The organism is Alsobacter sp. R-9 (assembly GCF_054612375.1).
Genome location: NZ_JBTSWJ010000002.1, coordinates 372135 through 395105, shown reverse-complemented (window position 1 = coordinate 395105; position 22971 = coordinate 372135). Strand labels below are relative to the sequence as shown.

The 22971-nt window shown below is 69.5% G+C and carries 22 protein-coding genes; 5 read left to right on the top strand and 17 right to left on the bottom strand.

Annotation, left to right across the window (positions count from 1 at the left end):
* The 13 genes from ACX9GQ_RS04575 to eno all read right to left on the bottom strand — a co-directional run bounded on the left by ACX9GQ_RS04575 (position 1) and on the right by eno (position 12881).
* A complete protein-coding gene (locus ACX9GQ_RS04575) occupies positions 1–483 on the bottom strand; it encodes a type II toxin-antitoxin system RatA family toxin (protein ID WP_459628354.1) in 483 nt (160 codons plus the stop codon).
* A 4-nt stretch (positions 484–487) separates the two neighbouring features.
* On the bottom strand, positions 488–1471 hold the full coding sequence (lipA, locus tag ACX9GQ_RS04570) for a lipoyl synthase (protein ID WP_459628353.1): 984 nt from the start codon (positions 1469–1471) through the stop codon (positions 488–490).
* Positions 1472–1560: 89 nt separating this feature from the next.
* Positions 1561–2394, bottom strand: a complete 834-nt coding sequence (locus ACX9GQ_RS04565; RefSeq protein WP_459628352.1) for a carbohydrate ABC transporter permease — start codon at positions 2392–2394, stop codon at positions 1561–1563.
* Positions 2387–3268, bottom strand: coding sequence for a carbohydrate ABC transporter permease (locus tag ACX9GQ_RS04560; protein ID WP_459628351.1), 882 nt, complete (start codon positions 3266–3268; stop codon positions 2387–2389). The genes ACX9GQ_RS04565 and ACX9GQ_RS04560 overlap by 8 nt, the downstream gene beginning before the upstream one ends.
* 64 nt (positions 3269–3332) lie before the next feature.
* Complete coding sequence (locus ACX9GQ_RS04555; protein ID WP_459628350.1) at positions 3333–4586, bottom strand: ABC transporter substrate-binding protein; 1254 nt, start codon at positions 4584–4586, stop codon at positions 3333–3335.
* 132 nt (positions 4587–4718) lie between these two features.
* Complete coding sequence (locus ACX9GQ_RS04550; RefSeq protein ID WP_459628349.1) at positions 4719–5012, bottom strand: GlsB/YeaQ/YmgE family stress response membrane protein; 294 nt, start codon at positions 5010–5012, stop codon at positions 4719–4721.
* Between the two features lie 18 nt (positions 5013–5030).
* Complete coding sequence (gene lpdA / locus ACX9GQ_RS04545; protein ID WP_459628348.1) at positions 5031–6464, bottom strand: dihydrolipoyl dehydrogenase; 1434 nt, start codon at positions 6462–6464, stop codon at positions 5031–5033.
* A 197-nt stretch (positions 6465–6661) separates the two neighbouring features.
* Positions 6662–8038, bottom strand: a complete 1377-nt coding sequence (locus ACX9GQ_RS04540; RefSeq protein ID WP_459628347.1) for a pyruvate dehydrogenase complex dihydrolipoamide acetyltransferase — start codon at positions 8036–8038, stop codon at positions 6662–6664.
* Between the two features lie 19 nt (positions 8039–8057).
* On the bottom strand, positions 8058–8357 hold the full coding sequence (locus tag ACX9GQ_RS04535; protein WP_459628346.1) for a DUF5076 domain-containing protein: 300 nt from the start codon (positions 8355–8357) through the stop codon (positions 8058–8060).
* Positions 8358–8361: 4 nt separating this feature from the next.
* Positions 8362–9765 (bottom strand): pyruvate dehydrogenase complex E1 component subunit beta, encoded by a 1404-nt coding sequence (locus tag ACX9GQ_RS04530; RefSeq protein WP_459628345.1) that lies wholly within the window; start codon positions 9763–9765, stop codon positions 8362–8364.
* Between the two features lie 85 nt (positions 9766–9850).
* A complete protein-coding gene (gene pdhA / locus ACX9GQ_RS04525) occupies positions 9851–10912 on the bottom strand; it encodes a pyruvate dehydrogenase (acetyl-transferring) E1 component subunit alpha (protein ID WP_459628344.1) in 1062 nt (353 codons plus the stop codon).
* Between the two features lie 197 nt (positions 10913–11109).
* On the bottom strand, positions 11110–11442 hold the full coding sequence (locus ACX9GQ_RS04520) for an FtsB family cell division protein (protein WP_459628343.1): 333 nt from the start codon (positions 11440–11442) through the stop codon (positions 11110–11112).
* Positions 11443–11591: 149 nt separating this feature from the next.
* Complete coding sequence (gene eno, locus ACX9GQ_RS04515) at positions 11592–12881, bottom strand: phosphopyruvate hydratase (RefSeq protein ID WP_459628342.1); 1290 nt, start codon at positions 12879–12881, stop codon at positions 11592–11594.
* A gap of 177 nt (positions 12882–13058) precedes the next feature.
* Between eno and queF the strand changes: the two genes are divergently transcribed.
* Entirely contained in the window at positions 13059–13508 is a 450-nt protein-coding gene (gene queF, locus ACX9GQ_RS04510) for a preQ(1) synthase (protein ID WP_459628341.1), read from the top strand.
* A gap of 1 nt (position 13509) precedes the next feature.
* Here queF and ACX9GQ_RS04505 read toward each other — a convergent pair whose 3' ends face one another.
* Complete coding sequence (locus ACX9GQ_RS04505; RefSeq protein ID WP_459628340.1) at positions 13510–14379, bottom strand: alpha/beta hydrolase; 870 nt, start codon at positions 14377–14379, stop codon at positions 13510–13512.
* 92 nt (positions 14380–14471) lie between these two features.
* Between ACX9GQ_RS04505 and ACX9GQ_RS04500 the strand changes: the two genes are divergently transcribed.
* From ACX9GQ_RS04500 to ACX9GQ_RS04490, 3 genes are read left to right on the top strand one after another with little or no spacing between them, the layout of a single operon-like run.
* Positions 14472–14921 carry an SRPBCC family protein gene (locus ACX9GQ_RS04500; protein WP_459628339.1) on the top strand — a complete coding sequence of 150 codons (450 nt, stop codon included), beginning with the start codon at positions 14472–14474 and terminating at the stop codon, positions 14919–14921.
* A gap of 56 nt (positions 14922–14977) precedes the next feature.
* A complete protein-coding gene (locus ACX9GQ_RS04495; protein WP_459628338.1) occupies positions 14978–17356 on the top strand; it encodes an ATP-binding protein in 2379 nt (792 codons plus the stop codon).
* Positions 17357–17385: 29 nt separating this feature from the next.
* The gene (locus ACX9GQ_RS04490) at positions 17386–18963 is read left to right on the top strand and encodes an ABC transporter substrate-binding protein (protein WP_459628535.1); all 1578 of its coding nucleotides are present in this window, start codon (positions 17386–17388) and stop codon (positions 18961–18963) included.
* Here the strand turns inward: ACX9GQ_RS04490 and ACX9GQ_RS04485 are convergent.
* The 3 genes from ACX9GQ_RS04485 to ACX9GQ_RS04475 all read right to left on the bottom strand — a co-directional run bounded on the left by ACX9GQ_RS04485 (position 18953) and on the right by ACX9GQ_RS04475 (position 21954).
* On the bottom strand, positions 18953–19855 hold the full coding sequence (locus ACX9GQ_RS04485; RefSeq protein WP_459628337.1) for a response regulator: 903 nt from the start codon (positions 19853–19855) through the stop codon (positions 18953–18955). The genes ACX9GQ_RS04490 and ACX9GQ_RS04485 overlap by 11 nt on opposite strands.
* Positions 19852–21600, bottom strand: a complete 1749-nt coding sequence (locus ACX9GQ_RS04480) for a hybrid sensor histidine kinase/response regulator (protein WP_459628336.1) — start codon at positions 21598–21600, stop codon at positions 19852–19854. Before ACX9GQ_RS04480 ends, ACX9GQ_RS04485 begins: the two co-directional genes overlap by 4 nt.
* 126 nt (positions 21601–21726) lie before the next feature.
* A complete protein-coding gene (locus ACX9GQ_RS04475) occupies positions 21727–21954 on the bottom strand; it encodes a hypothetical protein (RefSeq protein ID WP_459628335.1) in 228 nt (75 codons plus the stop codon).
* 221 nt (positions 21955–22175) lie between these two features.
* Here ACX9GQ_RS04475 and ACX9GQ_RS04470 point away from each other — a divergent pair, with 221 nt between their 5' ends.
* Positions 22176–22880 (top strand): exopolysaccharide biosynthesis protein, encoded by a 705-nt coding sequence (locus tag ACX9GQ_RS04470; RefSeq protein WP_459628334.1) that lies wholly within the window; start codon positions 22176–22178, stop codon positions 22878–22880.
* Positions 22881–22971: the final 91 nt, after the last annotated feature.

Genomic DNA, 22971 nt, shown 5'->3' with positions numbered 1-22971 from the left:
TCAGGGGGCAGGCTGGGAGGCGATCCGCCGGCCGCCGACCCCGTAGACGAGGTCGGCCCGCTCCTCGAACGCCTCGGAGAACTTGCGGAAGGCGCGCTCGAACATGGCGCCCATCAGCAAGCCCAGCGTGCGGCTGCGGAACTCGTAGTTGATGAAGAAGCCGACGTCGCAGGCGCCGTCGACGGTCGTGAAGCTCCAGCGGTTCTCCAGGTGCCGGAACGGCCCGTCGACATACTCGACGAGGATCTTCAGGCGCGGTCGGTCCAGCGTGACGCGGCTCGTGAAGGTCTCGCGGATGGCCTTGTAGCCGACCGTCATCTCCGCCACGAGCACCTCGACGCCCTCGTCGGTACGCGAGCGGCGGCGGATGGAGAGACCCTCGCACAGCGGCAGGAACAGCGGGTACTTCTCCACGTCCGCCACGAGGTCGAACATGTCGGACGCGCTGTGCCGGACCCGGCGCGTGGAACGGAAGCTCGGCATGCGGTCAGCGCGCCTGCCGGGCGAGCCGCGCCGCCTTCAGCTTCGCGAAATCCTCGCCCGCGTGGTGCGACGAGCGCGTCAGCGGCGAGGAGGAGACGAGCAGGAACCCCTTCGTCAGCGCGATCGTCTCGTAGGACTTGAACTCGTCCGGCGTGACGAAGCCGACGACCGGATGGTGCTTGCGCGTCGGCTGCAGGTACTGGCCGATGGTGAGGAAGTCGACGTCGGCCGAGCGCAGGTCGTCCATCAGCTGCAACACCTCGTTCCGCTTCTCGCCGAGGCCGACCATGATGCCGGACTTGGTGAAGATGGTCGGGTCGAGCTCCTTCACGCGCTGCAGCAGGCGGATGGAGTGGAAGTAGCGGGCGCCGGGGCGCACGGTCAGGTAGTTCGACGGCACCGTCTCGAGGTTGTGGTTGAACACGTCGGGCCGCGCCTCGACCACCACCTCCAGCGCCCCGTCCTTGCGCAGGAAATCGGGCGTCAGCACCTCGATCGTGGTGCCGGGGCTGTCGCGGCGGATGGCGCGGATCACCTGCGCGAAGTGCTCCGCCCCGCCGTCGGCGAGATCATCGCGGTCGACAGAGGTGATGACGACGTGCGACAGCCCGAGCTTGGCGACGGCGCGGGCGACGCTGTCCGGCTCGCCCGCGTCGAGCGGCGCCGGCAGGCCCGTCTTGACGTTGCAGAAGGCGCAGGCGCGCGTGCACGTGTCACCCATGATCATGAAAGTGGCGTGCTTCTTCTCCCAGCACTCGCCGATGTTGGGGCAGCCGGCTTCCTCGCACACCGTCACGAGCTTGTTGTCGCGCACGATGCGGTGCGTCTCCGCCCATTGCGGGGAGCCCGGCGCCTTGACGCGGATCCAGTCGGGCTTGCGCAGCACGGGCTGGTCGGGGCGATGGGCCTTCTCCGGGTGGCGGGGCTTCGCCTCGCCGTCGCCCGACTTGCGCGGGTCGGGTCCAAGCGTGTCGATCAGCAGGGCCATCGCGGTCTCCTCGCCCGGGCGCCGCCGGGTCCCACGGAACTAGTCACTTTCGGCGCCCCGGACAAGGCGCGACGATGGTTGCAAGCGGATCAATTGGCCATGGCGCCCTGCGTCATTCCCTTCACGAGGAAGGGTTCCAGCAGGACGAACAGGACCAGCATCGGCAGCACCGAGAGGGTCGCGGCGGCCATCAGGCTCGACCACTCGACGAGATACTCGCCGGTGAAAGACTGGAGCCCCACGGTGACGAGCCAGTTGTCGGGCTTGCTCATCAGCGTGCGGGCGAAGACGAGGTCCGACCAGGTCACGATCGCGACGTAGGCCGCGCAGGCGGCAATGCCGGGCCGCGACAGCGGCAGGACGACGTGGCGGAAGGCGCCGATCTCGTTGCAGCCGTCGAGGAAGGCCGCCTCCTCCAGTTCCCGCGGGATGGCGTCGAAGAACCCCTTGAGCAGCCAGGTGGCGAAGGGCACGGCGACCGCGCTGTTGGCGAGCACGAGCCCGAGGCGCGTCTCGATCAGCCCGATGGTCGAGAACAGGATGAAGAAGGGGATCACCACCAGCGCGCCGGGCAGCATCTTGCTGAGCAGCAGCCCGAGGCCCATCGCCCGCTGCGCCGCCGTTCGGTAGCGCGACAGGCTATAGCCGGCCATGGCGGAGGCGACGAGCGTCACCGCCAGCGTGCCGAGCATCACGAGGGTGCTGTTGGCGATCCAGGTCAGCAGCGGCTTGCGCAGGAGCACCGTGGCGTAGGCGTCCCACGACATCGCCGAGACGGGCGGGAGGATCGGCGGCGAGCGCGACAGCATCAGGCTCGTCGGCAGCACGGAGGTGAGCACCATCCAGTAGATCGGGAAGAGCGCGATGCCCATGGCGGCCAGCGCGCCGAGGAGGAGCAGGAGACGGCGGCGCCTGTCAGCCATGGGCCGGCTCCCGGCGAAGGCTGAGCCACGACAGCACGGCACATCCGGCCAGCAGGATGAGGCCGATGGCGGACGCCATGCCGAGCCTGAAGAACTGGAAGGCCTCCTCGTAGACCAGCAGCGAGAGCGTCTGGGTCGCGCGCGAGGGCCCTCCCCCCGTCGTGGCGAAGATGATGTCGAAGTCCTTCACCACCCACAGCGTCTGCAGCACCAGCGACAACGCCGCCGCGCCGCGGATGCCGGGCCACGTGACGTAGCGGAAGAGCTGGAGGCGCCCGGCCCCGTCCATCCGTGCCGCCTCGTAGAGCGCCACGGGGATCGACTGGAGCGCGGCGAGCAGGGTCAGCACGAAGAAGGGAAAGCACTTCCAGATCGCGGGCAGCAGCACCGCCCACGGCGCGGTCCGCGCTTCCGTGAACCAAGCGATGTCGCCGCCGCCCCAGCCGAGGCCACGCAGCCCGGCGTTCACGACGCCGTAGGACGCGTCGAACATCCACAAGAACGAGATGGCGGCCACGACGCCCGGCACGGCCCAGGGCAAGAGCATCAGGCTGCGCACGACGCGACGGCCCGGGAAGTCGCGGTTCAGGAGCAGCGCGAGGCCGAGGCCGATCAGGAAGGCCGGCCCGATCACCCCGACGGCGAAGAACGCAGTCCGCCCCGCCGCCGCCCACACCACCTCGTCCGTGAGCGCCCGCTCGAAGTTCCCGAGGCCGATGGGGAGCCGGTCGAGCCGCGCGATGTTGGGCGCGCGGCCGACCCTCAGGCTCGTGGCGACGATGCTGTACAGCGGATAGGCGACGAGCCCCGCCACCAGCACGAGCGCCGGCGTGAGCAGGCCCCACGCGATGACGGTCTCCCGGCGCGGCCTCATGCCGCGTCCGCTGGATGGGATTGCGGAGCGCGCCAAGGGGCGGGCCCCCTCGCCGAACCCGCCGTCACTTCAGCGGCACGGCGCGCTCCAGTTCCTTCTGCAGGTCGCCGAGGACCTTCTCGGTCGGGTCCTGCGTCGACTGCAACTTGAGCATCGCACGGCCGAAGATGGTCGCGTACTCGTTGTAGCTCTCCATGAGCGCCGGCTGCGTCGGGAAGACCGACACCGCGGTCGCGGCGGAATCCATCACGAGCTTGAGGTGCGGGAGCTTCTGCGCCGCGTCCGCTGGCAGCGAGTCCCGGCGCGGCGCAGGCGAAGCGGACATCAGCACGTACTGGCCCTGCCACTTCGGCGTCGCGGCCAGCTGGATGAGCTTCCACACCAGCTCCTGCTTTTCCTTCGACGTCCCCGCGGCAATGTGGATGGAGTTCGACGTGCCGCCCGTGACGTTGGGGAACGGCACACGCGTGACCTTGAGGTTGGCGCGCACCGCCTCCGGTGCCTTCTCGACGAACGCCCAGATCCACGGCCCGTCGCGCAGGAAGGCGGCTTTGCCGTCGATGAAGAGCTGGCGCGCGGTCGTCGAGTTGGTACCGGGAGGCGCGAACTTCATCGACGTGCGGTACTGCTCGACCGCGGCCACCACCTTCGGGTCCGTGAAGGCGTACTTGCCGTCCTTCACCCAGTCGAGCCCCTGCCCCATCACCCACGTTCCGGCCTCGACCACGAGGTTGGGATGCTCGATGGAGGTCGCGACGAGGCCGAACTGGCCCTGGTCGCGCTTGGTCGTCTTCTCGATGGCCGCAAGCCACTCGGCCGGCGTGGTCGGCACCTTTGCGCCGGCGTCATCGAGCAGCTTCTGGTTGTAGTAGAGCAGGCTGCCATAGCCCATGAGCAGCACGCCCTGGACCTTGCCGTCCCACTTCATGTCGCCCTGCAGCGGTGTCCACATGGCGGGGATGTCGGTGGCCTTCAGCCGGTCGTCGATGGGCAGGAGCCAGCCCTGCGAGGCGAAGGCTGCGAAGTTGCGCGTCGGCAGGTGGACCACGTCCGGCGGGTTGTTGCCGGCGAAGCGCACGGTCAGCTGCTGCACGTACTGGGCGAAGGGGATCGAGTAGAGGTTGACCTTGACGCCCGGGTTCTGCTGCTCGAACTCGGCGATCAGCGCTTTCCACCAGCCCGAGACGCCCGGCTCCTCCGCCTGCCAGCTCGGGAAATCCAGCGTGACCGTCTGGGCGGAGGCCGGCATCCCCATGCCGGCGGTGAGGGCGAGGCCGGCCGCGAGGGCCAGCCCGTGACGGCGCGTGATGCGTGCCATGTGGCGATCTCTCCCCTGGGTTGTGCTGTCGTCGCACTTGCCGGGGAGTGTGGGCTGCCTGCCGCGGGATGTGAAGCGCAATTGCGCGGGTCAGGCCCGCGCGCGCAAGCCTTGGGCATCAGGCTTCGGCACTCAGGCCCTGGGCGTGCCGCCCGAGCGCACCTGCCGCCAGGCCCACAGGACGAGGACCGCGCCGGCGACCGCCGCGATCAGGGTGCGGAAGAAGCCGAAGACCGGAATGTTGAGCAACTCGGCGAGCTTGCCGCCGACGAACGCCCCGATCACGCCGACGATCAGGTTGGTGACGAGGCCATGGCGGGACTCGGTGATCTTCTCGGCGATCCAGCCCGCCAGCAGGCCGATCACCAGCATCATGAAGAGCCCGACCCCGGGCTGCCCGAGCGCCGCGTAGACCCCGCCGTCCATGCCCCTCTCCCCGCCGCCTCAGGTGTGGATCACGCGTCCATAGGCGTCGAGGACGCTTTCGTGCATCATCTCCGAGAGCGTGGGATGGGGGAAGACCGTGTGCATCAGGTCCTCCTCGGTCGTCTCCAGCGTCATGGCGACGACGTAACCCTGGATGAGCTCCGTCACCTCCGCACCGACCATGTGCGCGCCGAGGAGCTTGCCGGTCTTGGCGTCGAACACGGTCTTGACGAGGCCGTCCGGCTCGCCGAGCGCGATGGCCTTGCCGTTGGCGACGAAAGGGAAGCGGCCGACCTTGACGGTGTAGCCCTGCTCCTTCGCCTTCGCCTCGGTGAGGCCGACGCTGGCGATCTGCGGGTTGCAGTAGGTGCAGCCGGGGATCTTCAGCTTGTCCATCGGGTGCGTGTGCAGGCCCTTGATGGTCTCCACGCAGATCACCCCCTCGTGCTCGGCCTTGTGGGCGAGCATCGGCGGGCCGGCTACGTCGCCGATGGCCCAGATACCGGGCACGTTCGTGCGGCCCGTGCCGTCGGTGACCACCGTGCCGCGGTCCATCTTCACGCCGAGCGCCTCGAGCCCGAGCCCCTCGACGTTGCCGACGACGCCCACGGCCGAGATCAGCTTCTCGGCCGTCAGTTTCTGCACCGACTTGCCGTCGTCCACCGTCGCCGTGACCCCGGCGGCGGACTTCTCCACCTTCGTCACCTTGGCGCCCGTGATGATCTTCATGCCCTGCTTCTCGAAGCGCTTGCGCGCCAGCGCCGCGATCTCGGCGTCCTCCACGGGAAGGATCTGCGGCAGCAGCTCGATGACCGTCACCTCGGCGCCCATGGTGCGGTAGAACGAGGCGAACTCGATGCCGATGGCGCCGGAACCCATCACCAGCAGTGACTTCGGCATCGACGGCGGCACCATCGCCTCGAAATAGGTCCAGATATGCTTGCCGTCCGGCTCGATGCCCGGCAGCACCCGCGGACGCGCGCCGGTCGCGACGACGATGTTCTTCGCCTTGTAGGTGCCCTCCCCCAGCGTGCCCTTCGGCGGCGGGTTCTGCGGCTGGACGGCGGGCTTCTTCGGTGCGGCGACCTTCACCTCGCCGACCTTCGTGATGGTGGCCTCGCCCCAGATCACGTCCACCTTGTTCTTCTTCATCAGGAAGCCGACGCCGCCGTTGAGCTGCGCCGAGACGCCGCGCGAGCGCTTGACCACCGCCCCGACGTCGAAGCCGACGCCCTGCGCCGTGAGCCCGTAGGCCGAGGCGTGCTGCATCTGGTGATAGACCTCGGCCGAACGCAGCAGCGCCTTGGTCGGGATGCAGCCCCAGTTGAGGCAGATGCCGCCGAGATGCTCGCGCTCGACGACGGCCGTCTTCATGCCCAGCTGCGCCGAGCGGATCGCCGCGACGTAGCCGCCCGGGCCCCCGCCGATGATGATGACGTCGTAGTCGGACATGAGTGCCCCTCATCGCTCGGGCGAGCGCGGATGCCCCCGCATCCGCTGATGCTTCGCCGGTTGCCGGAAGGTCGGCCGCGCCCGCGGGGGCACGAGCTGACGACTTAGGTCTACTTTTCAGGTCTCGTTGGCATGCGTTGGCCGCAGTCCGCGGTGACCCCGCCTTGGCGAAGGCCTCGCGGTGGTCGCCATCGCGGTCAAACCAGCATTCCCATCGGGTTCTCGATCAGCTGCTTGAAGGCGCCGATCAGCTCAGCCCCTAGCGCGCCGTCGACGGCACGGTGGTCGGTCGAGAGCGTCACCGACATCAGCGTGGCGACGGCCGGCTGGCCGTTCTTCACGATCACCCGCTGCTCGCCCGCCCCGACGGCGAGGATCGAGGAGTGCGGCGGGTTGATCACCGCGGCGAAGTCCTTGATGCCGAACATGCCGAGGTTGGACACGGCCGACGAGCCGCCCTGGTACTCCTCGGGCTTCAGCTTGCGGGCGCGGGCTCGGGCGGCGAAGTCCTTCATCTCGTTGGAGATCGCCGAGAGCGTCTTCGTGTCGGCCTTGCGCACCACCGGCGTGATCAGGCCGCCCGGGATGGAGACCGCGACGCCCACGTCGGCGTGGCGGTGCTTGAGCATCGCGCCGTCGGTCCAGGTGACGTTGGCCTCCGGCACGCGAACCAGCGCGAGCGCCAGCGCCTTGATGACGAAGTCGTTGACCGAGACCTTGAAGGCCGGCTTGCCGTCCTTGTCCTTCGGCGCCGAGCCGTTGATCTGCTCGCGCAGGGCGAGCAGCGCGTCGAGCTGGCAATCGATGGTGAGGTAGAAGTGCGGGATCGTCTGCTTCGCCTCGAGCAGGCGGCGCGCGATCACCTTGCGCATGTTGTCGTGCGGCACCTCTTCGTAGCTGCCGGGCTCGTAGAGCCTGCGGATGGCATCGTCGCCCATGCCGGCCGGAGCCGCAGCGGGAGCGGGAGCCGGTGCTTTCGCGGCCGGAGCCGGAGCCGAGGCGGCGGGGGCCGGGGCAGCAGCGGCCGGCTTCGCCGTGCCGCCCGCGAGCGCGGCGCGCACGTCGCGCTCGACCACGCGCCCGTGCGGGCCGGTGCCGGCCACGGTGGCGATGTCGACGCCAGCCTCCTTCGCAATCCGACGCGCCAGCGGCGACGCAAACACCCGGGCCGCGCCGTTGGCGCCCGCGGGCGCACCGGCAGGAGCCGGGGCCGCGGCAGCAGCGGGAGCGGCTGCAGGTGCGGGAGCGGCGGGAGCCGGAGCCGCCGGGGCCGCAGCGGCGGGGGCCGGCGCCTTCGCGCCGCCGCCGGCCGAGACGGCCTTCGGATCCTCGCCCTCGCCGGCGATGAGCGCGATCAACTCGTTGACCGGCACGTCGGCCGTGCCGGCCGGGACGACGATCCTGGCGAGCACGCCCTCGTCGACCGCCTCGACCTCCATGGTCGCCTTGTCGGTCTCGATCTCGGCGATGACGTCACCCGCCTTGATCGTATCGCCCTCCTTCTTCAACCACTTGGCGAGGTTGCCCTTTTCCATCGTGGGCGAGAGGGCGGGCATCAGGACGTTGACTGGCATCGGGCAGCCCCTGGCTCGGTCAATTGATGGCGCCGGTGGCGCCGGGATCGGTGGGATTGTCAAGTTCGGCCTGCAGGCCCTCGACGATGCGGGCCATCGCCTCGCCTTCCGACATCTCCGTCTCTGCGGCGTAGATGCGGGCGGCGTGGCGGGCGAGATCGACGAGCAGCATGCCCCACACGAACGGGTCGTCGAACGACCGCCGCATGGCGACGCTGACGGCCCCGTTGCTCACGAAGGCGCGGACCACCTCGTGCCCGCCGTTCTCCACGACGTCGGGCGGTGTCTCCAGCGCGTGAAGCTCGGGGCCGTCGCTCACGGCGTCACCGGTACGTCACGGAGCGGACGGCCTCGATGACCTCCGCGACGCTCGGCAGCGCGAGCTTCTCGAGGTTGGCGGCATAGGGCATCGGCACGTCCTTGCCCGTCACGCGCTTCACCGGCGCATCTAGGTAGTCGAAGGCGCGCTCCATGATCTGCGCGGCGATCTCGGAACCCACGCCCGACTGGGGCCAGCCCTCCTCGACCGTGACGCAGCGTCCGGTCTTCTGGACCGATGCCACGATGGTGTCGACGTCCATCGGGCGGATCGTCCGCAGGTCGATGACCTCGGCGTAGATGTGCTTCTTGGCGAGTTCCTCGGCTGCCTTCAGGGCGTAGGTCATGCCGATGGACCACGAGACGATGGTCACGTGGTGGCCGGGCCGCGCGATGCGGGCCTTGCCGATCGGCAGCACGAAGTCGTCGAGCTTCGGCACGGGGGCCGACTGGCCGTAGAGGATCTCGTTCTCGAGGAAGATCACCGGGTTGGGATCCCGGATCGCCGCCTTGAGAAGGCCCTTGGCGTCGGCCGCGTTCGACGGCGACACCACCTTCAGGCCCGGGATGTTGGAGTACCAGGCGGCGTAATCCTGGCTGTGCTGCGCGGCGACGCGGGCCGCCGCGCCGTTGGGACCGCGGAACACGATCGGGCAGCCCATCTGGCCGCCGGACATGTAGAGGGTCTTCGCCGCCGAGTTGATGATCTGGTCGATCGCCTGCATGGCGAAGTTGAACGTCATGAACTCCACCACCGGCCGCAGCCCGGTGAAGGCCGCGCCCACAGCGACGCCGGCGAAGCCGTGCTCGGTGATCGGCGTGTCGATCACGCGGCGGGCGCCGAACTCCTGCAGAAGGCCCTGCGTGACCTTGTAGGCGCCCTGGTACTCGGCGACCTCCTCGCCCATCACGAAGACCGACTCGTCGCGCCGCATCTCCTCGGCCATCGCGTCGCGCAGCGCTTCGCGCATGGTCATCGTGACGAGCTCGGTGCCGGCAGGCACCTCGGTCGACGCGTCATAGCCGGACGCGGGGGCGGCGGGCACCGTCGCCGGCGCGGGAGCCTCGACCGACACCGCCGGCACCGGCTCGGCCGCGACCTCGGCCGTCTCCGGCTGGCCCGGCATCGAGGCGCCTCCGGTGGCGGACACCGTGGCCGGATCCTCGCCGTCGGAGGCCAGGATCGCGATCTTCTCGTTCACGGGGACGTCGGCGGTGCCGGCGGGCACGAGGATCTTGGCGAGGACACCCTCGTCCACCGCCTCGACCTCCATGGTCGCCTTGTCGGTCTCGATCTCGGCGATGATGTCGCCGGACTTGACCTTGTCGCCTTCGTTCTTGAGCCACTTGGCGAGGTTGCCCTTCTCCATCGTCGGGGAGAGCGCGGGCATCAGGATGTCGATCGGCATGGAGAGCAATCCCCGTGGTCGGCCGTTGAGCGGGACCGCCGCCCGGCGCGCGTCGGGGCGCGCCGCGGGCCGCGGTCTTCGAGTTTCACTTCAGGATGTCGGTCCAGAGCTCTGACGCATCGGGCTCGGGATCGTTCGTGGCGAACTCGGCCGCCTCGTTGACGATCTCGCGCACCTTGGCGTCGATGCCCTTCAGCTCGTCCTCGGAGACCTTCCAGTCCTCCAGGAGACGGCGCCGGACCTGCTCGATCGGGTCCCGCTCCTCGCGCATCTTCTGCACCTCGTCCTTCGACCGGTACTTGGCCGGGTCGGACATGGAGTGGCCGCGGTAGCGGTAGGTCTGCATCTCGAGGATGTACGGGCCCTTGCCGTCCCGGCACCACTGCACGGCGCGCTGGGCGGCCGCGTAGACGGCGCGGACGTCCATGCCGTCCACCTGCTCGCCCGGGATGTTGAAGGAGATGCCGCGCTTGGAGAAATCCGTCTGCGCGGACGCGCGGCTCACGGCCGTGCCCATGGCGTAACGGTTGTTCTCGATGACGTACACGACCGGGAGCTTCCAGAGCTCAGCCATGTTGAAGCTCTCGTAGACCTGGCCCTGGTTGGCCGCGCCGTCGCCGAAATAGGTCAGCGAGACATTGTCGTTGCCGCGGTAGCGGTTGGCGAAGGCGAGGCCCGTGCCCAGCGACACCTGCGCGCCGACGATGCCGTGGCCGCCGTAGAAGTGCTTCTCGACGCTGAACATGTGCATCGAGCCGCCCTTGCCCTTGGACAGGCCGCCGCGCCGGCCGGTGAGCTCGGCCATGACGCCCTTGGGGTCCATGCCGCAGGCCAGCATGTGGCCGTGGTCACGGTAGCCCGTGATGACCTGGTCGCCCTGCTTCGTCGCCATCTGCATGCCGACGACGACGGCCTCCTGGCCGATGTAGAGGTGGCAGAAGCCGCCGATGAGGCCCATGCCGTACATCTGGCCGGCCTTTTCCTCGAAGCGGCGGATGAGCAGCATCTCGCGGTAGGCCGCGACGTCCTGGTCGCGGGTCAGCGGCGCGGGGCCGGACGCCTTGCGGCCGGCCGTCTTGCTGGGCGCTGCGGAACGGGACGCGGTCGACTTGGACGCGCCCCCTGCTTTACGGGCGGCAACCGCCATCGGCACCTCCTTGGAGAGCCCTCCCCGGGCTCGACTGTTGGCGTGACAGTATCGCAGCCGCCGCGCATTTGCGAGCGCAAGAATGGTTGCAACCGAGACCGATTGCCCGAACAAGTTATTGAATTACCACGCGCTTAGGCGATGAACTGGAATGTCGTTCATCTGCTGCGATGCAACAAAGCGTTGCTGCGGCGCCGTTACTGGCCCAGCGCGGCGTTCGGCCCGGTCATGATGACGACGTCATTGCGGTGAAGCCGGTTGAGGGTCAGACGCGCCCGCTCCTCGAGCAGGTCGCGGTCGACATTGTCCGTGCGCATCATCGCGACGCGCCGTTCCCAATCGGCCCGCTCGTCCTTCAGCTCGCCGAGTTCGCGCTCCATCTCGACGATCTGCTGCTTCAGGGCAGCCTTGGTCTCGATGCCCCGGCTGCCGTGCTGCGCATGGTACATGAAGTAGTACACCGCTCCGCCGGAGACGGCGTAGAGCACGAGCGGAATCAGGACGGCGCGGAGGCGGCGGCGGACGACCATGGCGGAACCATCGCGCCCGGATGGTTGACGCCGTGTTAACGCCCGGCGTCCCGCAACTGCCTCCGTCGTCTCCTCACAGAGGCGGCCCCCAATGGAAACGGCCGGGCACGAGGCCCGGCCGGAACCGTCGAGAGCTCAGTGCGGGCGTTTCAGGCGCGCGCCAGCGCCTTCAGGGCGCCGCGCCCGGCGTAGCGGGCCGAGGTGCCGAGCTCCTGCTCGATGCGGATCAGCTGGTTGTACTTGGCCGTGCGGTCAGAGCGGGCGAGCGAGCCCGTCTTGATCTGCCCGCAGTTCGTCGCCACGGCGAGGTCGGCGATGGTCGCGTCCTCCGTCTCGCCCGAGCGGTGGGACATGACGGCCGTGTAGCCGGCGCGCTGGGCCATGTCGACCGCCGCGAGGGTCTCGGTCAGGGAGCCGATCTGGTTCACCTTGACGAGGATCGAGTTGCCGATGCCGTTGGCGATGCCCTGCGACAGGCGCTTCACGTTGGTGACGAACAGGTCGTCGCCGACGAGCTGGCAGCGGTTGCCGACGAGGTCGGTCAGGATCTTCCAGCCCTCCCAGTCATCCTCGGACATGCCGTCCTCGATGGTGGCGATGGGATAATCGCCGACGAGCTTGGCGAGGTAGCGCGCCTGCTCCTCGATGGAGCGGGTCTTTCCCTCGCCCTCGTAATGGTAGGCGCCGTCCTTGAAGAACTCGGTCGAGGCGCAGTCGAGGCCGATCAGCACGTCGTCGCCGGGCTTGAAGCCGGCCGCCTCGATGGCCTTCATCACGAAGTCGAGCGCCGCCTCGGCCGACGGCAGGTTCGGGGCGAAGCCGCCCTCGTCGCCGACGTTCGTGTTGTGGCCGGCCTTCTTCAGCGCGCCCTTGAGCGTGTGGAACACCTCGGCGCCGACGCGCACCGCCTCGGCCAGCGTCGGTGCGCCGACCGGCAGGATCATGAACTCCTGGAAGTCGATGGGATTGTCGGCGTGGGCCCCGCCATTGACGATGTTCATCATCGGCACCGGCAGGACGCGGGCCGAGGTGCCGCCGACGTAGCGGTAGAGCGGCATGGCGCTCGCCTCGGCCGCCGCCTTGGCCACCGCCAGCGACACGCCCAGGATGGCGTTGGCGCCGAGGCGCGCCTTGTTCGGCGTGCCGTCGAGCGCGATCATCGTCTCGTCGATCTTGACCTGCTCCTCGGCGTCCATGCCGCCGATGGCGTCGAAGATCTCGCCGTTCACGGCGTCGATGGCCTTGCCGACGCCCTTGCCGAACCAGCGGGTCTTGTCGCCGTCGCGCAACTCGACCGCCTCGTGGGCTCCGGTCGAGGCGCCCGACGGAACGGCCGCGCGGCCCATGGAGCCGTCCTCAAGCGTCACGTCGACCTCGACGGTGGGGTTGCCGCGGCTGTCGAGGATCTGGCGGGCGACGATGTCGACGATGGCGGTCATGCGGATCTCCTTCGTGGTCGCCCGGCGGCGCGGGCAGGCATGCCGGGCTTTTACGCCATGGGCGCGGGCGCGCAAGGGCGCACGCTCCCCGACGGAAGCATGAAACCGAGACGAAAAGCCTGTATGACGCGCGAAGCGAACGCCCAGCCGCGGGCATCTGGAACGGAAAAGGCCGCCATGACCCTCGAAACCCTGCAGCTCGGCAAGGCCAGCGCCCTCCCCGCCTCGCCCGAGGAGGCCGTGCTCGACCGCGTGCCGAACCCGCAAGCGGGCACGCGCTACCTCGCCCGCTTCACCTGCACCGAGTTCACCTCGCTCTGCCCGGTCACGGGCCAGCCGGACTTCGGCATCCTCGTGATCGACTACGCGCCGGGCCAGTGGCTGGTGGAGTCCAAGTCCCTCAAGCTGTTCCTCGGCTCCTTCCGCAACCACGGCGCCTTCCACGAGGACTGCACGGTGGGCATCGGCAAGCGTCTGGCCGACCTGCTGGAGCCAGAGTGGCTGCGCATCGGCGGCTACTGGTACCCCCGCGGCGGCATCCCCATCGACGTGTTCTGGCAGACGGGCGCACCGCCGGATGGCCTGTGGCTGCCCGACCAGGGCGTCGCGCCCTACCGGGGCCGCTAAGTCAGCCGCAGAGGCCCATCTGACGAAGGGTCGCCGTGTGCAGCGGCGCGCCCGGCCGGGCGAAGGCGTCCGTGAGGATGCTGATGTGGTTGGCCTGTGCCACCACGTGCAGGTGCGCCTCGTGCCCAGCTTCCTGCCACGCCTGCGCATACTCGATCGACTGGTCCACGAACTCCTGCGTCTCGGCGCCGCCGACGGTCACGACCAGGGGCGCAGCCTGTGCCGGCAGGCGCCGCAGCGGGCTCCACCGCTCGGCATCGTCCTCCGAGAAATCCAGAGTGTCCTGCTGGAACGACCGACGCAGCGGCTCGAGTTCGAAGACGCCCGAAATCGCGATGCCGCCCCGGACACAGCGCGGCGGCAGGCCCGCCTCCTTCTGCCACGCCTGATCGAGCAGCAGGGCAGTGAGGTGGCCTCCGGCCGAGTGGCCGGCGACGTGGAGGCGCGCAGGGTCGCCGCCGTGCTCCGCCGCGTTCTGCGCGAGCCAGCGTAGCGCCTCCCGCGTGTGGTCGACGATGCCGTCCATCCGCACGGCGGGGATCAGCGGATAGTCGATCACGGCCACGAGGGCGCCGGCGGGGGCGAAGGCGCCGCCGACGAAGCTGAAGGTCGCAGCATCGAGCGCCTTCCAGAACCCGCCATGGATGAACATCAGGACGGGCGCGGGCCGGGCCGCCTCCTCCGGGAAGAAGAGGTCCAGCGTCGCGTCCGGCCCAGGACCGTATGGGACCTTCAGTCGGTGCGGCCGTGCCGCGCGCGCCGCCGCGGACAGGTCGAGGCGGCGCTGCATGATCCCCGGCAGGTCGGAGACGGTGTCGAGGGTGAACTGGGCGTCCAGGGACGCCTTGTCGGGATAATGACGCCAGAGCATGCCCGGCAGTCTGGCAGGAACCGCCCGGTGCTGCCAACCGCCCACGCGACGGGCCGTTGACGCCGGTCCACGCGGTGCGCCACACATGGGCCATGTCCGTGAATACCCTCTCCCACAGTTGCACGGCCCTCGTCGCGGCCCCTGCCCGGACCGTCTTCGACTTTCTCGTCGATCCCGTCCGGCTCGGCCAGTGGTCCCTCGGCTGCATGCAGGTCGAGCCGGCCGGGCCCGCCGGTATCTGGACCGGCCGCTCGCTGTTCGACGGTGGCCAGGGTTACTTCGAGATCGATGCGGATCCGGCCCGGCTGCTGATCGACTATCGGGTCGGCTCGCTGGAGGTTCGGCAGCCGCGGATCAGCGCCCGCGTCGTACCCGGTCCGGTGTGCGGGCTCGGCGAGAACCAGTGCTACGCCACGCTCACCGCATGGCGCCCGCCGACCATGCACGAGGATCGCTGGGCCCGGCTCTGCGCGGCGCACGAGGCCGAGATCTGGCTGATCAAGGAGCAGATCGAGGCGCGGCTCGAGACACCGCGAGCCTGAACCCGGCCGTTCCCCCGGGCCGCATCGTCCGGCAAACACGGCGGAAGTCGTCCAGCTTGCAACTGCGGCTTGCAGTGGCGGGCGCCCTCCGCTCAACTGCCTCGGCGCGGCCAACCGGAGTCCCTCCCCTGCGCATCGCATCGAAGGTCATCCTCGTCGGCGGCATTCCCATCGCCATGGCGGCGGTCATCGCCGCCACGGCCTGGCTGCTGCTGCAGGAGGCCGACCGGGCGCGCAGCGGCGCGGTGCTGGCCGGCAGCATCTACCGTGACGTGCTCGTCTCGACGGCCGAACGCGACCGCTTCATCGTCGCCCCCTCGCAGGACCGCATGGCGGCCGCCGGCCGCTTCTTTGCCCTGACGAACCGCGCCCGCTCCGACCTCGCCGCCCTCGTCGCCTTCACGCGGACGCCGGAACAGACGGAAGCCGTGCAGCGGGCCTCCTCCGATCTCTCCCGCTACACGGAGCAGATGGGGCTGCTCGTGCACGCCATGGAGCAGAGCGAACGCCTCGTCCGCGAGATGGCGGAACGCGCGTCGAGGCTGATCGCGCTGACGGACGAGGCGCGGGTGCGTCAGCGGGCCTCCAACGCCGACATCGTCAATTCGCTCGCCGAGAAGGACCGCCGCCTTTCGCTGATCGGCGACGTCGTCGACAAGACGCAGGACCTGCGCGCCCTGGTTGCCTTGGCGGCGGCCGATGGCGCGGGACGCGGCGCCGCCCGCGCAGAACTGCGCAACGCCAGCCAGGACCTCGCCGCCGCCCTCGAGGCAGCCGGACGCGGACCCGATGTTGCCCAGTTGCGGCGGCTGACGGACAGCCTCAACGCCGATGCCGGCGTCTCGACCTCCACCGGCACCCTCGGCGCCACGGGACGCGCCCTCGTCGACTGGTGCGAGCGCCTGTTGAAGATCGACGAGACGGAGCGGCGCTCCCTGCAGGAGGAGGTGGCGCAGCTCCTCACCTACTCGGTGAAGGCGAACGAGACCGAACAGGCCACCCAGAACGTCGCCATCTCGGCGCTCAAGCTCGGCCAGCGCTCAGGCCAGGCCCTAGGCAACCGCGACATCGGCGCCGTCGCCATCCTCGGAGAGGAAAGCGCCGAACTCGCGGCCTCGATCTCCGCCCTGCCGATCTCTCCGCTGATCCAGAGCGAGATGGTGGACGCCATCCGCGCCTGGCGCGACCGGTTGCTGACCACCTCCGCCGGCCTCCGCCAGCAGAATGCCACCGCCGCCTCCATGGATCTCGCCGCCGAGGCCCTGACGCAGGGCGCGAGCGAGCTCAACGACACCTTCACCGGCGACGCCGACCGACTGGGCGGGACGACCCGCAAGATCCTGCTCATCGGCGCGACCATCGCGCTGCTGACTGGCATCATAGCCGCGCTCGTGGTGGCGCGGTCGATCACGCTTCCGCTGCACCGGCTGCGGCTCGCCATGCTGAAGCTGGCCGACGATCCCGCCAGCGGCGGCGTCACGGACGCCGGGCGCGGCGACGAGCTGGGCGACATGGCGCGCGCCGCCAACGTCTTCGTCGGCGAGATCGTGGTGCGCGAGCGGGCGCTGCGGGAGGCGGTTTCCCGCGCCGACCAGGCGCTCGCGGACCTGCGGCGGACGCAGGCCGACCTCATCCAGGCCGAAAAGCTGGCCTCGCTCGGCCAGCTCGTCGCGGGTGTCGCCCACGAGATCAACACCCCCGTCGGCGTCGCTCTTACGACGGCCACGCAGATGGGCGAGGAGGCGCGCGGCTTCGCCGAGGAAGCCCGCGGAGACCAGCTCCGCCGCTCCCGCCTGATCGCCTTCACCGAGCGCATGACGGAGGGATCCCGGCTCCTCTTCGCGAACCTCACGCGCGCCGCCGATCTCGTCCAGAGCTTCAAGCGCGTCGCGGTGGACCAGGTCAGCGGAGAGCGGCGCAGGGTCGACCTGCGGGAATGGCTGGCCGAGATCGTGACCAGCCTCACGCCGGTGCTGCGCAAGCGAGGGCTCTCGGTAACGATCGACTGCCCGCCGGACGTGGAGATAGAGACCTACCCGGGGGCCCTTGGGCAGGTGGTCACGAACCTCGTCGTCAACGCCTCGATCCATGCCTATGACGAGGGGCAGTCAGGCGAGGTCGCGATCTCGGTCGCGCCCCACGGCATGGACCGGGTGACGCTCGTCGTGGCCGACAGGGGCCGCGGCATCGATCCAGAGGACCTCGGCCGGATCTTCGATCCGTTCTTCACCACGGCCCGGCAGCGCGGCAGCACGGGCCTGGGGCTGCACATCGTGTACAATCTCGTGGCCCAGACGCTGAAGGGCCGCATCGACGTGTGGAGCGAACCGGGACGCGGCACGCGCTACACCATCGACCTGCCACGGGTCGCCGCGCCGGCCGATGCGGCCGGTCGCAACGGAAACGCCAACGCACAGGGGAGGACAGGATCGTGACGAACGGGATTCGGTCTTTCGCACCCATAATGGCGGCAGGGACGCTGGCCGTCGCGCTGCTCGCGGCCCCTGCCGGCGCCAAGACGCTCGTGTTCTGCTCCGAGGGCAATCCCGAAGCCCTCAATCCGCAGATCGTCACGACGACGACCGGCATGAACGCCGGGCGCCCGATGTTCAACAACCTGGTCGAGTTCGAGAAGGGCTCCACGACCATCCGGCCGTCGCTGGCGGAGAGTTGGACGATCTCAGCCGACGGCACGGAATACGTCTTCCGGTTGCGCACGGGCGTCAGGTTCCACGCGAACGCGCTGTTCCAGCCGACCCGTGAGATGAACGCGGACGACGTCGTGTTCTCGCTGGTCCGCCAGTGGAAGGAGGATCACCCGTTCCACAAGGTGTCCGGCTTCAGCTTCGATTTCTTCCGCGACCTCGGAATGCCGGACCTGCTCAAGTCGATCGACAAGATCGACGACCGGACGGTGAGGATCACGCTCACCAAGCCCGAGGCACCGTTCCTCGCCAACCTCGCCATGCCCTTCAACGTGGTCCTGTCGGCCGAGTACGCGGAGCGGCTGCTGGCCCTCGGCAAGCCGGAACTCCTCGACACGCAGCCGATCGGCACCGGGCCGTTCGTTTTCGACAGCTTCCAGAAGGACGTGACGGTGCGCTACCGCGCCTTCGAGGGCTACTGGGGCGGGCGCCAGCCCATCGATACGCTCGTGTTCTCGATCACGCCCAACCCGGCGGTGCGCTTCACCAAGCTGAAGGCCGGTGAATGCCACGTCATGGCGTTCCCCAGCCCGGCCGATGTCCCGCGCATCGCCCAGGATCCCGCGCTGACGCTCCTCCAGCAGGAGGGCCTCAACGTCGGCTACATGGCCATGAACACGACCCGCCCGCCGTTCGACGACCCCCGCGTGCGCCGGGCCGTGAGCATGGCGATCGACAAGGCGGCGATCATCTCGGCCGTCTACCAGGGCGCCGGCAAGGTGGCGAAGAACCCGATCCCGCCAACTCTGTGGTCCTACAACGACGCCATCACCGACCATCCCTTCGACCGCACGGCGGCCCTGAAGCTGCTCGCCGAGGCCGGCAAGCCGGACGGCTTCGAGGCCGACCTCTGGTACATGCCCGTGAGCCGCGCCTACAACCCCAACGGCAAGCGCATCGCCGAGATGATCCAGGCCGACCTCGGGCGCATCGGCATCCGGCTGCGGCTCGAGACGCGCGACTGGGCGGAGTACCGCAAGGAGTTGCAGGCCGGCACCCCCACCCTCTCCCTCTACGGCTGGACGGGCGACAACGGCGACCCGGACAACTTCCTCTACGTCCTGCTCGGCTGCATCGCGGCGCGTCCCGGCGGCAACAACGTCGCCCGCTGGTGCAACACCGACTTCGACGGCCTCGTCACGCAGGCCAAGCGGACGCCGGACCGGCCGACCCGCGAGGCGCTCTACCGCAAGGCACAGGAGATCGTGCACGACCAGGCGCCGTGGGTGCCCATCGCGCACTCCGTCGTCTTCATGGCGACGCGGAAGGAGGTGACGGGCTTCGTGATGGACCCTCTCGGCCGCCACCCCTTCGACGGCGTCGACCTCAGGCCGTAGCGCGGTCCCAGCGCCAGATCCGCATGGGCTCGGCGATGTTCTTGAGGTCGTGCAGCCCCTCGTCGACGAAGCTCGCGGCGACCTTCCCGCGCACCAGCTGGTGCACGTAGTCCGACAGCATCACGTCGCCGGGAGCAGCCATCTCCTGGACCCGCACGGCAAGTGCGACGCCCTCCCCGAAGCGGTCCTGGCTGCTGACGACGATGTCCCCCACGGCGATCCCGACCCGGAAGTCCAGCCGGGGGGCTGGTGCGAAGGTCTCGGCGGAGACCTCCGCCTGGAAGGCGACGCTCCACTCCACGGCGTCCACGACGCTCTGGAACTCGATCAGGGCGCCGTCGCCGAGCATCTTGAAGAGCTGCCCGTTCCGCGGAGGGAGCGAAGGGGCCACGATCTCGGCGAGCACGCGGTCGACGGCCGCGAGGGTTCCCGGCTCGTCGTCCTGCACGTGCCGGCTGAAACCGACGATATCGAAGGAGACGATGGCAGCCAGCCTGCGCTCGGCCTGCGCCGGGCGCACCCACCGGACCCGCCGCAGGACGGAGCGGACGCGGGCCAGGAGTTCGCGCAGCTCGCAAGGCTTGGCGAGGTAGTCGTCGGCGCCGAGCTCGAGCCCGACCACGCGGTCGATGGCGCTCGCCGTGGCCGTGAGCATGATCACGGGCACCGCCGTCGTCTGCTTCATGGACCGGATGATCGAAAGCCCGTCCTCCTCCGGCATGTTCAGGTCGAGGATGACGAGGTCCGGAAGGTCGCGTGCCATCAGCTGGCGCAGCGCGGCGCCGCCGTCGCACAGGGACACGCGGAAGCCGTGAAGGGACAGGTAGTCTCCGACCATGTCCCGGGCATCCGCCTCGTCGTCGACGACGGCGATGTGGTTGTGGGTCTTCACGCCGCCACCTCCCGGCCGACGGCGGCGCGGATGGCGATGGTGAAGACGCTGCCCATGCCCGCGCCGAGCGAGCGGACGTCGAGCCGCCCCTCGTGCAGGTCGACGATGCGCTTGGTGATGAAGAGGCCGAGCCCCGTGGAGTTCTCCCCGCCGGTCGGCCGGGCCGAGAGGCGCTGGAACCGGCCGAACAGGCGCGGATAGTCCTCCGGCTGCAGGCCGGGGCCGCTGTCCTGCACGGCGATGACGACCTCATCGCCCAGCCGCGATACCGTCACCGCGATGTGGCCGTCGCGCGGGCTGTACTTGACGGCGTTGCTGACGAGGTTGTCCACCGCCTCGCGCATGCGCTCGTGGTCGCAGACGACGTCGAGCCGCGGCGGCGCGACGAACTGGATGTCCTGGCCCTTGCGCTCGGCGAGCGGCCGGTTCGCGTCCACTGCCTCGCGCACCAGCGCGACCGCGTCCGTGGATTCGAGGCGCATCGGAAGTTCCGACGCATCCACCATGGCGTCCTTGATGAGGGCGTCGACCATGCCCGTGAGGCGGCGGGCCGATTCCCGGATCCGTTCCAGCTGGCCGCGAGTCATCTCCGCCACGTCCGGCAGCCGGGCGAGCGTCTCCTGCAGGATCTCGGTGCGCCCCATGATCACGGCAAGCGGATTCTTGAGGTCGTGCGCCACGATGCCCAGCACCTCGTTCTGGAAGGCGGCCGTCCGCCGGGCCCGCGCGTACTGGGTTTCCAGACGCCGGTTGGCGGCCATCAGCTCGCCCGTGCGCTGCGCGACGCGCTGCTCCAGCTGCTCGTTGGCCAGCCGCAGCTCCTCCTGGAGCAGCAGCATGTCGAACGCAGCCGCCACCCGGTCCATGAAGAGCGGCAGCAGGACGGGGTCGGCCATGCCCGCCCCGCCGTCCACGCGGATCGCGACGCGCCGCCCGCCGGCCGTCGACAGCGCGACGCGCAGCGGCACCGCCGAACGCAGGCCGGGCGGCCCGTCGAGGAGCGACCGCAGGTCCTCCCCGAGCTCCTCCGGCAGCGCGGCGAACGCACCGAGGCCGCCGGCGCCGCCATGGATGCCGGTGCTGGCCAGAAGCCGAACGCCCTGGCTCGGGCGCGCAGGCTCGTCGATGGCGACGAGGGCGCCGGAGGGCTCGCCCGCGAGTTCGGCGAGGCATTCCAGCACCTCGTCGGCAAGCCTGTGGACGGAGCGCTGACCCATCAGGCGCGCCGTGAACTCGACCATCGACTTCAGCGCGCGGTTGGTATCGCCGATGCGGACCAACTGGTCATGGCTGCGCAGCGCGGCGGTCAGCGTCGTGAACAGCTTGTCGGCGGTCAGCTCCGTCTTGGCCTTGTAGTCATTGATGTCGTAGCGAAGCACGACCTCGCGCTCGGGCGCCTGCCCGGGCTGGCCGGTGCGCAGGATGATGCGGATCGTCTCGTTGCCGAGCTGCTTGCGGATGAACTCGACGAGGTCCAGGCCCGCCCGGTCCGTCTCCATGACCACATCGAGGAGAACGACCGCCGTCTCCGGATGCCGCTCGAGAAGATCGCGGGCCTCCTGGGCGGAGTAGGCGGAGAGGATCCGAAGACCCACCCCTTCGAGCACGTAGTCCTGCAGGGCGAAGCGCGTTCCCTCGTGCACGGCCTCGTCATCGTCCACGACGGCGACGGTCGCCACGCGCCGAGCGGCCCTCGCCTCGGGCGTGTCGTCCACGACGAGGAGAAAATCGTCCTCCGGCTCCACGACCAGTCCCGACGCGCACCACGCGATTGCAAACGGTTCGCTTACTTAAAGCACTACCCGAGGGTGCAGGGCAATCGCGTTACACACGCGGCGCGTGAGGCGGCGGACATCGCGAACGCTGACGCGTCAGTGCAGCCGGTGCAGGAGGTCCTGGGCCATGGCCACGACGTGGACGAGACGGCCGGAGCCGACGAGCCAGCCGAACCCGACCGCGGCAACGACGATGACCGCCGACGAAACGAAGCCAATCCGTCGGCCAGGTCGCTGCACGGTGACGGACTCGACGCCGCCCGCCCCCGCACGCCGTGTGCGAAAGTCCTGACTGAGCGATGAGACACCGGAGCTGGCACGCATGACGCATTTTCCTCAACTTTGAGTAGAATGCCCGCCAGCCGTCACCAACTCCTTGCCGAATTCCATAAAATTTTAACGGATCTGCAGATTTTGAGTAAAACCCAACGAAAATCTGGTGATTAAACGGCCGCTTGACGTGCGGGCTGCTCCTCCCCATCTCGGAAGGCACCGCGGAAACGCCTGTCCGGCGCCGCTCGACGATGAAACGCCGGAGAGACCGGGTGGCGCCACCTTCATCAACCCTCATGTCCGCCCCGGCGAGCCCTGCCGAACCTGCGCCGCGTCCGGCGGCCCGCCTCCGCCGCAACGGCGTCATCCAGCGCAGCCTGCTGGATCTCGCCGAAGGATTGCGACAGCACCGCTATTCCAACCAGCCGCTGACGCTGGGCGACGCCTTCGATCGCCTGGGCCAGGAGGGCCTGGGGCTCGCGCTGCTGATCCTCACCCTTCCGGCCCTCATCCCGATTCCCGGCCCGGTGGGCCTCACCTTCGGCACGCTTACCTTCTTCATCGGGTTGCAGGTGCTGCTCGGACTGCGCTCGCTGTGGCTCCCGGGCGTGTTGCGTCGCCGGGAACTGCCGGCGGCCTCGCTGCGGCGGGTGATCGCCGCCGCCCTGCCCTGGCTGCGCAAGGTCGAGCGGCACTTGCGCGAGAGCCGGTTCCCGACCCTGGCCGGCACCCGGGCGCGCGTGCTCCTCGCCGCCCCGGTCATGGCGCTTGCCATCATCATCGCGTTGCCGATTCCCTTCGGCAACTTCGCGCCGGCCGTCGCGCTCATCGCCTTCGCCGTCGGCTTCCTCGCCCGCGACGGGCTCGCGGTGCTGGCGGGCGTCGTGTTGTCCGGCATGGCTTTTGGCTGGACGGCCGTTCTGCTGGTCGCCGGCGCCGAGATCGTGGCCTGGACCTACGGCCTCGTCGGCTGGTGAACGGCCGAGGTCGCCTGCGCGACAAACCGGTCGCGGCTGTGGGCCGGTGGTGCTGCTTCCCGTGAACGGCGAAGACAAGGCCTTGCCCCGG